Annotated in this window: 12 protein-coding genes and 1 other RNA gene; 6 read left to right on the top strand and 7 right to left on the bottom strand. The window is 38.2% G+C overall.

Annotated elements, in window-relative coordinates; translation table 11 throughout:
- The 4 genes from guaA to BN1208_RS04715 all read right to left on the bottom strand — a co-directional run bounded on the left by guaA (position 1) and on the right by BN1208_RS04715 (position 3909).
- On the bottom strand, positions 1-1560 hold the full coding sequence (gene guaA / locus BN1208_RS04730; RefSeq protein WP_046488355.1) for a glutamine-hydrolyzing GMP synthase: 1560 nt from the start codon (positions 1558-1560) through the stop codon (positions 1-3).
- Positions 1561-1611: 51 nt separating this feature from the next.
- A complete protein-coding gene (gene guaB / locus BN1208_RS04725; protein WP_046488353.1) occupies positions 1612-3072 on the bottom strand; it encodes an IMP dehydrogenase in 1461 nt (486 codons plus the stop codon).
- A gap of 68 nt (positions 3073-3140) precedes the next feature.
- Complete coding sequence (locus BN1208_RS04720) at positions 3141-3452, bottom strand: RnfH family protein (protein ID WP_046488351.1); 312 nt, start codon at positions 3450-3452, stop codon at positions 3141-3143.
- 22 nt (positions 3453-3474) lie between these two features.
- Positions 3475-3909: a type II toxin-antitoxin system RatA family toxin gene (locus BN1208_RS04715; protein WP_046488350.1), complete on the bottom strand. Its 435-nt coding sequence runs from the start codon at positions 3907-3909 to the stop codon at positions 3475-3477.
- 53 nt (positions 3910-3962) lie between these two features.
- On the opposite strand from BN1208_RS04715, the gene smpB reads away from it, so the two are divergent.
- Positions 3963-4415, top strand: coding sequence for an SsrA-binding protein SmpB (gene smpB / locus BN1208_RS04710; RefSeq protein WP_046488349.1), 453 nt, complete (start codon positions 3963-3965; stop codon positions 4413-4415).
- Positions 4416-4434: 19 nt separating this feature from the next.
- Positions 4435-4797, top strand: a transfer-messenger RNA (tmRNA) gene (gene ssrA, locus BN1208_RS07210).
- Positions 4798-4844: 47 nt separating this feature from the next.
- Here the strand turns inward: ssrA and BN1208_RS04705 are convergent.
- The 3 genes from BN1208_RS04705 to BN1208_RS04695 all read right to left on the bottom strand — a co-directional run bounded on the left by BN1208_RS04705 (position 4845) and on the right by BN1208_RS04695 (position 9906).
- On the bottom strand, positions 4845-6215 hold the full coding sequence (locus tag BN1208_RS04705) for an autotransporter outer membrane beta-barrel domain-containing protein (protein ID WP_052734643.1): 1371 nt from the start codon (positions 6213-6215) through the stop codon (positions 4845-4847).
- Between the two features lie 461 nt (positions 6216-6676).
- Complete coding sequence (locus BN1208_RS04700) at positions 6677-8638, bottom strand: hypothetical protein (protein WP_046488347.1); 1962 nt, start codon at positions 8636-8638, stop codon at positions 6677-6679.
- A 434-nt stretch (positions 8639-9072) separates the two neighbouring features.
- Complete coding sequence (locus tag BN1208_RS04695; protein WP_046488345.1) at positions 9073-9906, bottom strand: hypothetical protein; 834 nt, start codon at positions 9904-9906, stop codon at positions 9073-9075.
- Positions 9907-10135: 229 nt separating this feature from the next.
- On the opposite strand from BN1208_RS04695, the gene rfbB reads away from it, so the two are divergent.
- From rfbB to BN1208_RS04675, 4 genes are read left to right on the top strand one after another with little or no spacing between them, the layout of a single operon-like run.
- Complete coding sequence (rfbB, locus tag BN1208_RS04690; RefSeq protein WP_046488343.1) at positions 10136-11194, top strand: dTDP-glucose 4,6-dehydratase; 1059 nt, start codon at positions 10136-10138, stop codon at positions 11192-11194.
- Positions 11191-12081: a dTDP-4-dehydrorhamnose reductase gene (rfbD, locus tag BN1208_RS04685; RefSeq protein WP_046488341.1), complete on the top strand. Its 891-nt coding sequence runs from the start codon at positions 11191-11193 to the stop codon at positions 12079-12081. Before rfbB ends, rfbD begins: the two co-directional genes overlap by 4 nt.
- Before the next feature lie 30 nt (positions 12082-12111).
- Positions 12112-12666, top strand: a complete 555-nt coding sequence (gene rfbC / locus BN1208_RS04680; RefSeq protein WP_046488339.1) for a dTDP-4-dehydrorhamnose 3,5-epimerase — start codon at positions 12112-12114, stop codon at positions 12664-12666.
- Entirely contained in the window at positions 12663-13244 is a 582-nt protein-coding gene (locus BN1208_RS04675; RefSeq protein WP_082092843.1) for a sugar transferase, read from the top strand. Before rfbC ends, BN1208_RS04675 begins: the two co-directional genes overlap by 4 nt.
- Positions 13245-13262: the final 18 nt, after the last annotated feature.

Below are 13262 nucleotides of genomic sequence, written 5' to 3'. Positions count from 1 at the left end.
TTATTCCCACTCAATCGTTGCAGGTGGTTTACCTGAAACGTCATAGACGACGCGATTGATACCACGCACTTCATTGATAATACGGTTCGATACTTTACCTAATAGGTCGTAAGGTAATTCTGCCCAGTGTGCCGTCATAAAGTCGGATGTGACAACGGCCCTTAATGCCACCACATATTCATAAGTTCGACCATCGCCCATCACACCTACTGACTTCACAGGCAAAAATACTGCAAAAGCTTGAGAGGTTTTGTCATACCAGCCTGAATTCATAAGCTCTTCTATAAAGATGGCATCCGCGCGACGAAGTAAGTCTGCAAATTCTGATTTGATTTCGCCTAGGATACGCACACCTAAACCAGGACCTGGGAAGGGGTGACGACAGACCATCGCTTTAGGTAAGCCCAATGCCACACCCAATTCACGTACCTCATCTTTAAAAAGTTCGCGTAAGGGCTCTAGAAGTTTTAAATTTAATGTTTCAGGTAAGCCACCGACGTTGTGATGACTCTTAATCGTATGTGCTTTTTTAGTTTTAGCGGACGCTGATTCAATGACATCAGGATAGATCGTGCCTTGTGCTAACCATTTAGCTTTTGGAATTTTTTTAGCTTCATGTTGAAACACTTCCACAAATTCACGGCCAATAATTTTTCGTTTTTGTTCGGGGTCCGTCACACCTTTTAAATCACCTAGAAATTTATCTGAGGCATCCACATGAATGACTTTGACACCTAAGTTGTCATGAAAAGTTTTCATGACTTGTGTCGCTTCATTTAAACGAAGAAGGCCATTGTCAACAAATACGCACGTGAGTTGATCACCAATCGCCCGATGAATGAGGGCAGCTGCAACCGATGAATCCACCCCGCCTGATAAACCTAATATCACTTCATCATCTTGAATAGTCTCTTGAATATGTTTAACTGCCGTATCAATGTAATTAGGCATCGTCCAGCTCGATTTACATTCACAAATGGAAGTAACGAATTGTTTAAGAATGTTAAAACCTTGTTTAGTGTGTGTGACTTCAGGATGGAATTGCACACCATAGAATTTTTTTGTTTCATGCATCATGCCAGCGATGGGAGTGGAAGCATTACTTGCGATTACTTTAAATTGCGGCGGAAGTTCAGTCACTTTATCACCATGACTCATCCATACATCGAGAAGACCGTGACCTTCTGGATTCGTTTTATCTTGGATGTTTTCTAGAAGAGGCGAGTGGTTATGCGCTCTAATTTCTGCATAACCGAATTCACGTGTATGTGCATTTTCAACCTTGCCACCGAGTTGAGCTGCCATCGTTTGCATGCCATAACAAATGCCTAAGACTGGAACGCCAAGATCAAAAATAATGGGAGGTGCGATAGGTGTATCCGATTCATAAACCGAATTAGGACCTCCTGACAAAATAATAGCTTTTGGATTAAATGCTTTGATATCTTCTTCGCTCATATCATGCGAATGAAGTTCCGAATATACATGCAACTCTCGCACACGACGTGCAATGAGTTGTGTGTATTGCGAACCAAAGTCGAGTATAAGAATTTTATCCATAGGATTTAAAAAGCCTCCTTGGTCGGAGGCTTTTTGGTTGATAGATTTAAATTAATCCACACGGTAATTGGGTGCTTCTTTAGTGATCTGCACATCATGCACATGCGATTCACGCATGCCCGCACTTGTGATTTGTACAAAGTTAGCTTTATTGCGCATCTCATCAATCGTTCTAGCCCCCACATAACCCATTGAAGCCCTGAGTCCACCCATCAATTGATGAATGACACTAATCACACTTCCCTTATAAGGCACGCGTCCTTCAATACCTTCAGGGACTAATTTATCGGCATTGTTTTCAGAATCTTGGAAGTAGCGATCGGATGAGCCTTTTTGCATCGCACCGATGGAACCCATACCGCGATATGATTTATAAGACCTACCTTGGAAGAGCTCAACCTCACCTGGAGCTTCTTCAGTACCTGCGAACATGGAGCCTAACATCACAGAGTTAGCACCTGCAGCAATCGCTTTTGCGACATCTCCTGAGAATCTAATACCGCCATCACCAATGAATGGAATATTAAGTTTACTTAATGCTTCAGCGACATTACTAATCGCAGTAATTTGTGGAATGCCGACACCTGCCACAATCCTTGTGGTGCAAATAGAACCTGGACCGATACCGACTTTGACACCATCAGCTCCGGCATCAACTAGCGCTTTTGCCGCATCCGCTGTCGCAATATTGCCGCCGATCACTTCGATATGTGGGAAATGTTTTTTAACCCATGTGACGCGATCAATAACTCCTTGCGCATGACCGTGTGCTGTATCAACGACAATGACATCAACACCCGCGTTAGCTAATAATTCAACGCGCTCTTCAGTACCTTCACCCACACCCACCGCGGCCCCTGCACAGAGCCTACCTTTATCGTCTTTACATGCATAAGGATGGTCGGATGATTTTTGGATATCTTTAACCGTAATTAAACCTTTTAATGCATCATTTTTATCAATCACTAATACACGCTCTAGACGATGGTGATGAAGTAAACGAATCACTTCTTCTTTGGATTCTCCCTCTTTGACAGTGACCAATCGATCACGTGGTGTCATGATATTTTTAATAGGCTGATCAAGATTCGTCTCAAAACGTAAATCTCGGTTGGTAACAATACCGACAATTTTGCCGCGATCCAATACAGGTAAACCTGAAATTTTATGAAGTGCTGTAAGGTTCATGACATCGCGCACTGACATATTTGGATTGATTGTTATGGGATCATTCACCACACCAGACTCAAAACGTTTAACACGGGATACTTGGTAAGCCTGTTCTTGTGGTGTCATATTTTTATGAATGATACCAAGTCCACCTTCTTGCGCTAGCGCAATCGCGAGTCTTGACTCAGTCACTGTATCCATCGCAGCCGATACAATGGGAATATGAAGTTTGATTTTTCGAGTTAATTGAGTGGTTAAATTAACTTCACGAGGCAATACTGTGGAATGAGCTGGAACGAGGAGCACGTCATCGAAAGTGAGTGCTTGATGTATTAAACGCATCTTTTGATCCTTTGCGCAAAAAGAAATTATACAGAAAAAGTCTCGTTATAGCTAAGAAATGCGAGCTTTTATGCGCTATCCCCACCTTTTTTCATGACTTTACCTTCGGCGGCCCGTTGACGTCTAATTTCTTTAGGGTCAGCAATGAGAGGCCGATAGATCTCAATACGATCACGCTCACGCATCACATGATCCAATTGTGTGAGCTTTCCAAAGATACCGATTTGATTCACACTCAAATCAATTTCAGGAAATTTTTTTATGATCCCTGAAAGTTGAATCGCTTCTGCCGCCGTGATGCCTTGTTTCACTTTGACAGGAATAATGAGCTGCTTTTTTGGGAGTGCGTAAGCGACTTCAATCAAGATTTCATTTGACATAAAACACTCTTTAATCTTTAAGTTATTTTGTATATATTTTATCAGCTTGGGCTACAAAACCATCCACAAACGTATTCGCAATTTGACTGAATATTGGGGAAATCAATTTATCTAAAATGAAATTTGAAAATTCGTAATGCAAATGAAATTCAATGCTACATGCCTCTTCATTAATTTTTGTAAATATCCAATAGCCTTCTAATACTTTAAAAGGTCCATCGATAAGTTTTAAATCAATGCGATGGGGATAATCTTTAGTGTTCTGTGTGGTGAAGCTTTGATTAACCCCACTATATTTAATAAGGATTGAGGCTTTTGTGATGTCACTATTTCGCTCTAATACTTTTGAGCCGCCGCACCAGGGTAAAAATAGGGGATAGTCTTCAATACGATCCACAAGGTTAAACATCCGGTCCACCGAGTGATTTACAATCACATTTTTTTTGACATCAGCCATGAGATAAATTGAATTAGCGTAAAATACACATTTTAAAGGATTAGTTAGTTTCCATGAGTATTGTTCAAAACAAAAAAGCTTTCCACGACTACTTCATCGAAGAAAAATATGAAGCGGGTATTATATTAGAAGGTTGGGAAGTTAAAGCCATTCGCGACAATCGAACCAACATCAAGGAAGCCTATGTCATTATTCAGCGAGGCGAGATTTATCTCATCGGTTGCCATATTACGCCTATGGGAGCCGCTTCAACTCACATTCGTCCCGATGCGATTCGCACCCGAAAACTACTTCTCCATAGCGAAGAAATCGCAAAACTCATCGGTAAAGTAGAGCGCTCTGGATACACCTTGGTGCCTATCGACATGCACTTTAAAGGCGGGCGTATTAAAATCGAAATAGGTTTGGCTAAAGGTAAAAAACAATACGACAAACGTAACGCTGAAAAAGAGCGCGATTGGGAGCGGGATAAGGCAAGAATCATGCGGGCAGCTAATAAGAAGTAGTATAATGACTGCTTGCTTTGGGGCTGACCCGGTTTCGACGTGGGTTGCAAAGCAGGTGAGGGCATGTCGAGGCCTAGTTACCTCGTAAATCCATCTAGAAACAAGTATAGTCGCAAACGACGAAACTTACGCTCTAGCTGCTTAATCCAGCTGGACGCTGCACCGAAGCGCTTCTCGGTCGGGTGGGCAACCACAGCAGCGTCATAAAGAGAAGCTCGTTATTAGTTGGGTCACTTAACTAATAATCAAACTAAGGTGACTCGCGGCGAAATTGCTTGCTCGTTGGTGATTGAACCGTTAAATAAAAACAACGATAGCTAAACATGTAGAACTTTCTGTAGAGTGCTTACGGACGGGGGTTCGATTCCCCCCAGCTCCACCACATCCTAGTTAGAGTAAGAAGCCACTGAGAGGTGGTTTTTTTATACCTTAAAACCCAATCATGTAATTGAAATAAGCTGTGGCACTTCCAGTAGATTGAAATGGTAATTGTTGGTAATTAATGGTGGCTGATGCGCGTTGTGTTTTACTAACATCATAAAAAGCACCAATACTTGCTACTGGTCTTGTGCGTTTAATATTTGAATTAAATGCAATCGCTGTTAAATCACTGCCATTTAAATCGGTCGCTGAATAGTTATCCACCTTATGATGCACATCTTGTTCTAATCCTAATTGTGCTGTGAGGGTCGCTTTATCCGTCAATGAACGTTGCACTTTGACACCTAATAATGCCGTAGCACTTTTATCTGTTAAGGCGGCGACTGTCAAAGGATCTGTCACAGTAGTTGAGGTTGCTTCTGTATAACCTTTTTGTTTTAAATGTGTGTAACGAAGTCCTGCATAAGGACGGACGAGTGTTTTATCTTGGTACTGAAATGCGTATGAGAGTTCGGCTAAATAACTTTGTGATTGAAGACTTGATTTACCTCTGCCTGCTTCTGAAGTATCAAATACTGTTCGAGTCGATGTCACATCTTTATCTTGATAAGTATTAGCGAGCCTTACTTGATAACCTAACCCACTTTGTTCTTTATTCCACACAGCATATAGGCCCATGAGCGGTGTGTTGTTACCGATATCAATGCCTGTAGGTTTGCTGATATTCATGTTCTGATCTAAATAAGCACCGATACGAATGTTAGGGTTTACCTTGTAACCTAAAGTCACAACTGCTGCTGAATTATTAATGTTTGGATTATCAATCGTTGTATATCTGCCACCTGCTGAAATACACATCCCCTTCGCATCAAATAAAGTACAGTCGTAATTCAAAGCAAAGTTAGCAGCTACCGTTTGTGTATTAAAGGCTGAACGCAATTGGCTTGCTTGATATTGCATAGAGGATTGGGTGTTGATAGCGGAGGGGCCAGCAAGTGATGCGATTGCAAAGTAAAGGGTAGAATCAAACATATTTACAGCGATTGAATTTGCTGGACTATAGACTGATGGATTTTCCATGACAACACCGCTATTTTGGTCACTGCACATAAAGAAGACTACACAAAAGGGACTTGTATCTATATAGCGGGAGGTCATAAATAAAAGACTGAAATTTGAAGGTGATCCTGGGAAATATTGATAACCAAAATTGCCTCCCGTGGCTTGAGCAAAGGTATGTGCTAAAGAGGTATTCCCCCACCAAATTTGCGATTGAAGGAGTGAAATATTATCGGAATAAGTACCTTCGATCCTGGAAACACTATAGGTCAGACCTCCAACACTAACATTGTAAGCGTAAGTAATGTTGTTATAAGTAAAATTAAAAAAGAAAACTACAAGCAGTAATATTTTTTTCATTGCAAAATAATAATAAATTAGCCATATTTTGTAAACTTAAACCTAGCCCCTTTAGTGGAAATAGCAATACCGCTAGGAAGAATTTAAGTTGATTAATTGATTTTCATTTTTGTGAATTACGATATTTTTAATTAATCAGACTTTAAATTAATATCCTAATTTCGTCTGTCGTCTTCAGCTAGATGCTTGAAAAATCCCCCTAACCAACTTTCAAAGCCTTAAGAGGACAGTCACTAATTCTGCTAAAATACCCCTAACATCTGGAGCATGGCATCAAAACCCCCCTAATTTTTTGTGGGTAGTTTTGTGGGTAGAAGGGGTTGTCAAAACCCACAAATTATTGATTAAATTCGGGAAAATAAAGCAATCCCATTTTGCGCAGCTCCACCACTTCCAAGGTACAAGTAAGAAGCCACCGAGAGGTGGTTTTTTTATACTCTCAAAAAGTAGCAGGCAATAAGCTAGAACTGCCCTGAAATCCCAATACTGCCTGATAGAGAATCAATATCTTTTGTGGAATCGTAATATCTCACTTGAGCGTATGCTTTGACTGTCGGTGTGAGTGGGTAATAAGCACCTGCATTAATTGTCCTATAAGTATTGCCTTGATTACTATCGTTATAACTTACAGCGGTATTATTAATCGCATAGTTTTGGTTTTCACCACTTATTAAATCACGGCGTTCGACACCCACTCTGCCATAAAGTGTGAGTGGTTTCACCAACGGTTTCATTTCCATACCTAAGGTCACGCGTTCTTGAAGTTGATTAATGGTTCTACCATTCCATTTAAACAAATCACTCTCACTATAGGAGTTGATATGTTGTGTATTTAAATCAATACCGACTAATGTATCTAAAATGATTTTATCGGTTTGATATAAAGTCTTGGTCCAAGCAGAACCAATCGTTAAATGTGAGGATTGATAACTGGCTGTGACATTTCTTGAACCATTAAATGCCACATCATTCGTTAAGACTTTTCTGTCACCATTAAAATCTGAATAACCCACCATGGCTTTAGCACTTAAAGTCCCTGTGAATAGTTTTTTAATATCAGGGAATAAGGCACCTGCCATGACACTATTAAATGAGATACCTTGATTACCTTCATCAATATTCAATTGACCATGTTCGTAATTCACAATGAGTTCAGTCGGTGTATAACTGTTCTTCACATTAAAGCCTGCCATAATCCCTGAACGATATTGATTAAAACTTAAATTTGAACCTGATAGTCCTTGACCCCCACGACTTGAATCACTGTAGTAAGTATTAATCCAAAAATCTTGTGTGGTATTTTGCTTGGCATCATAAGTTCTGACACGGTCATCTAAACTTTGTGTGATTTGAGATGTTCTTTCATACAAACTTTGTGAAGCGGTTGAGACATTACCAATACCTGCCGCATTTGCTGAACCTGTAACCATAGGACGACCATTTAAGTCTTGCACAGTAAATCCTGTGGTCGCAAAACTATAAGAAGCACCAGCACCTAGATTCAGTTTTAAGAAATTGTTTGCTGTGTAATCACCAACACCACTAATGGCACCGATAACAGATGAGCCTTTGTTCAATTGAACGATATTGGAACTCATTGAGCTTGCGTTGCTTGCGTAAATAGCATAACTATTTGAACCAGTAGCTGAAATGCGACCAGTCAAATTAACGATATTGCTACCAGTACTTCCACTGGTATATAAAGAAATACCGCGAGAGTCATTTCCACTTGTCGTGACATTTCCTATAATATTCACGGTGTTGGCGTCGATACTAGAGGTGTTGTGTCTTTGCAAATCAATACCGCGAGAGTTATTTCCGCTTAACATGATATTTCCTGACATATTGGCAGTGTTGCTGCTGTCGGAACTACCTGTGTTATTGAGACCGATACCAAATAAATAATTGTCACTTCCTGTAATATTTCCTGTGATATTAGTAGTGTTGCTGCTGCTTGGGCTAAAAGTATTATCCATTAAAATACCAGCATTAACATTAAAACTAGTACCACCAGCAATCGAGATATTGCCAGTCATATTAACCATGTTAGTACTGCCGGTAGCGACTACATTATATAAATAAATACCGTAAGAATTGAATCCGCTTGTCGTGACATTTCCTGTCAAATTGACGATACTATTACGATTAACAACGAAATTCTCTAAATAAATACCCACAGTGACATTGAAATTTGAATTGTCCTCATTAATTGCTGTGATATTACCTGTCATATTCACGATACTATTGTTGCCATTACTCAAATAAATACCCTTACTACTGTCACATACCCCAATATTACCTGTATATGATCCAGCGGAAGTAATGGGGGTACCAGAAGAAGTGCAGGTCGCAAAACTTTTAAAACTAAAAAGTATGGCAAGGCAAAATAAAAAGCATTGGGATAAACTAAAAAATTTTCTCATCTAAACATTTCTTGCAAAGTGTAAGTGTTAGTTAAAAACTCATTTACAGGAATGATGAGCATTAGGCTAAAAAGTAGATTACTTTTAGTGCTTGGAACTATTAACAGTGCCTATATTAAGAAATTATTCTAATTCTGTCTATTGTATATAGCTATAAATCTTGAAAAAATAGAAGGTTTATCAAGTTTCGGACTTATAAGAGCATATTCACTATCTCTGCTAAAATACACCTAACACTTGGAGCATGGCATCAAAACCCACCCTAAATTTTTTGTGGGTAGTTTTGTGGGTAAGAGGGGTTGTCAAAACCCACAAGATATTGATTAAATGAAGCTATTTGGCTTAACTTGATTCCCCCCAGCTCCACCACATCCAAGGTACGATAAGAAGCCGCCGAGAGGTGGTTTTTTATATAGTAGTTATGGTGATGAAAGCTATGCAATCATCTCGCCGATTACTTCTCCCTCAATAAGTTTGGATTTGTTATTCCGATACTCTTGAAGTGCTTTCATTGCACGATAGAGATCTGTATCAAGTTGTACCTGATATTTTGTAAAAAGTGCCATATCATCACCTTGCGGTATTCGATGCACAATTTTTAATTTATGTTTTAAAGTGTAAGCAATATGATTGTTTTTGGTAGAAGCTAATTGAATTTTAACTCTCTTAGCAAGCATAGAAATCGCTGCTCTAAGCATGCCTGGCTTTTGAATAAATTCCTCCCAACTTAATTTATACTCCTCTTCATTTATGTCTTTCATATGGCGAGATGTCAGCGGCATTTTTTCTTTAATCATTTCGATTGTTAACGCTAAAGATGCATAACCACTTTCTTTAATTTCCTTTTCCAAAGTTTGTGCGAACATATAGTGCGCTTCAGTAAGTTCTGATATATCTTCTGCGGTAAATTTTTTATCGCTATTGTGCTCAAAAAGTTGCGTGACGCTTTTGCACATCACTTCAGGCATCATCGAAATTTCCAATTTTTCAGCTTCAGCTTCGCGAAGTCTAATTTGACGGATGCAGGTGAGATAAATACGCTGGACTAAATGATATTCCATTGCATCTGTTGGTTGATACGCTTTGATAATTTCATCTTCTAGCAATTTAAATTGTTCTTGGTTTTCACCACGAAGAAGAGGGATCTTGGAAAATATGCCATGGATCATGGCATTCATGCTTGATCTTTGTTTGCCCTCAGATGTTGCAGGTCCGGTGGATTTTTTAGCATTTTCTTGATTAGCTTTAATTTGTGCTTCTGTTGACATTTCCAACACTTCTTTCTTGAATAATTAATCGAATTTTTTATATGGGGACGATAATAAAAATTTCAAGTAAATCAATCACATATGTCAAGTTTCACTTTACATATCCTGAATCTTTAAAATAGATCGCAGATATTTAAAGAAAAGTAAGCGCATTTAAGATTAATCATCATTTTTTATTTAAGAATCTAGGAGCGACTTAAAATTTAATCCTGATGATAAAATTCACAACATGACAATCCTTGTGACAGGTGCTGCAGGTTTTATTGGCTCAAATTTTGTTTTGGATTGGTTTAGTCAATCAAAAGAAGATGTAGTCTCTTTGGATTTATTAACCTATGCAGGTAATTTAGAAAATTTATCTTCTTTAAACGGCAGCCCGCATCATCATTTTGTGCAAGGCGATATTGGAGACCGAAATTTAGTTTCAAGCCTCCTAAAAAAATACCAAGTAAGAGCGATTGTAAACTTCGCAGCTGAAAGTCATGTGGATCGATCAATTCATGAATCAAAAGATTTTATCGAGACCAATATTGTAGGTACCTACAACTTACTTGAATCAGCGAGAAGTTATTGGAATGATTTAGATAAAAATTTAAAACAAGATTTTCGTTTTTTACATATATCCTCAGATGAAGTTTATGGATCACGAGATTTAACTGATCCCCCTTCAAACGAAAGCGACCCATATAAACCTAATAGTCCATACAGTGCGAGCAAAGCCGCGAGTGATCATTTAGTCCGTGCATGGTTTCAGACTTATAAGTTGCCAGTCCTTACAGTGAATTCTGCCAATAATTATGGCCCATACCAATTCCCGGAAAAATTGATCCCTTTATGTATTTTGAATGCTTTAAAGGGTAAACCTTTGCCTATTTATGGAAATGGTCAACAAGTTCGTGATTGGCTTTATGTGAAAGACCATAGCGCTGCTATTAGTGAAATTTTAAAGCAAGGGCATATTGGTGAAACTTATAACGTTGGTGGACGGAATGAAAAAACAAATTTAGAAGTCGTTGAAACTTTATGTGCGATATTAGATGAGTTAAAACCAAAATCAAATGGCAAAAGTTATCGAGATCAAATTACTTTTGTGAAAGATAGGCCGGGTCACGACAGACGTTATACGATTGATGCTTCGAAATTAGAACGTGATTTAGGTTGGAGACCTCAAGAAACCTTTGAAACTGGACTTCGCAAAACAGTCCTATGGTATTTGGAAAATGCAGCCTGGATGGGCCATGTTGTGACGGGTGAATATCAAGATTGGATTCAAAAACAGTACCCATGAAAATCTTACTCACAGGCAAAGATGGTCAGGTTGGTTTCGCGTTACATAAAAAATTAGTGTCAGTAGGGGAGGTTATTGCGACTAATCGCAATGAACTTGATTTAGAAAACCCTGATGCAATTCGAGCATTTATTGAAAAAATTAAACCTGATATTATTATTAATGCTGCGGCTTATACAGAAGTTGATAAGGCAGAGACAGACATTGAATTGGCCCATAAAGTAAACACAGAAGCCCCTAGGGTTTTAGCAGAAAAAGCATCTCAACTTGATATCCCTATAATTCATTTTTCAACGGACTATGTATTTGATGGTTTAAAAAATGAGCCCTATGTAGAAGCTGATCAAACTAATCCTCAATCTGTTTATGGTCAGACGAAATGGAAGGGTGAAGAGGCAGTTCGTAATCACAAAAAACATATTATCTTAAGAACAAGCTGGGTCTTTAGTAGCCACGGACAAAATTTTTTAAAAACGATATTAAAACTTATTCAAGAAAAAACCTCTTTAAATATTGTAAGTGATCAAAGAGGTACGCCAACCTCATCAGCTATCTTAGCTGATGCTACTTATAGCATTGTAAAAACTATTTTAAATAAAACTAGCTTCAAAGATTTTGGGACATACCACGTCGCTCTCGAGGGGGAAGCTAACTGGTATCAATATGCGTGTTTTATTTCTGATGAAGCAATACGTTTAGGATTAAAAACGACAATGACTTCTCACGATATTAATAAGATCTTAAGTAATGCATATCCAACGCTAGCCAAACGACCTATGAATTCTAGGCTTGATATGACAAAGATTAAAACGACCTTCATGCTAGAATTGCCAAGCTGGGAAGAGGAAGTAGCGGCTGTAATTAAGATTGCTTTGAACAATTCTTAAAATGCATTTAATCAGAAAAATTATTTAAATATGAAAGTGACTCCTTTAAGTATTCCAGATGTGCTTTTAATCGAACCTCACGTATTTGAAGATTCACGCGGCTGTTTTTTTGAAAGCTTTAGAGACGATCTTTTTAGAAAAGAAACTTCATTAAAGGTTTCATTTGTGCAAGACAATCACGTAAGTTCGAGAAGGGGAGTTTTGCGAGGACTTCATTATCAACTCCCTCCACACGCTCAAGGCAAATTAGTCCGTGTTATTCAAGGAGAGGTATTAGATATTGCTTTAGATATAAGGAGATCTTCACCTACTTTTGGTAAACATGTAATAAATATACTATCAGCTAAAAATAAAAAACAAATATGGATACCTGAAGGTTTTGCTCATGGATTTTTAACGCTCTCTAGGAACTCTGAATTTTTATACAAAGTAACATCTTTATACAAAGCTGATTTCGAAAGATCCATTTTATGGAATGATCCAATTTTAAATATTTCTTGGCCAGCCAATATTGATATTATTACCTCTCCAAGAGACTCAAAAAGCGAAGCATTTTCTAAAGCATATATATTTGAAGATCTATGATGCATTTATCTATAAATAAAAAGAGATTTTTTGATCTTGCACTCGTTTTTTTCGCAATTATCTTATTTCTAATACCTTTTATATCTTTATGTATTGCAGTTCGGTTATCTTCAAAAGGGCCTGCTTTATACTGGTCAGATAGAGTTGGGCTTGAAAATAAAATTTTCAAAATGCCTAAATTCAGAACTATGCGAATAGAAACACCAAATGTAGCTACACATTTGTTAGATAATCCGACGTTTTTTTACACGCCTATAGGCTCTTTTTTAAGAAAAAGTAGTTTCGATGAAATCCCCCAATTATGGAGTATTCTTTTAGGTCATATGAGTTTCGTTGGGCCGCGGCCTGCACTGTTTAATCAATATGACTTGATCCAATTAAGATCAAAAGCTGGTGTTAGTCGTTTGCTCCCTGGATTAACTGGCTGGGCTCAAGTGAATGGCCGAGATCATTTATCTATTATGCAAAAGGTAAACTTGGATGTAGAGTATTTGAATCGTAAATCTTTTCGTTTCGATTTATATATATTATGGATTACTTTTTTAAAAGTAATCGGACAGGATGGCATTTCACATTAATAGAGATATTAATTCAAT

It is taken from the genome of Candidatus Methylopumilus planktonicus, assembly GCF_000981505.1.
Taxonomy (GTDB): domain Bacteria; phylum Pseudomonadota; class Gammaproteobacteria; order Burkholderiales; family Methylophilaceae; genus Methylopumilus; species Methylopumilus planktonicus.
Note: the sequence above shows the minus strand (reverse complement) of the source record. Positions and strands in the feature narration are given on the sequence as shown.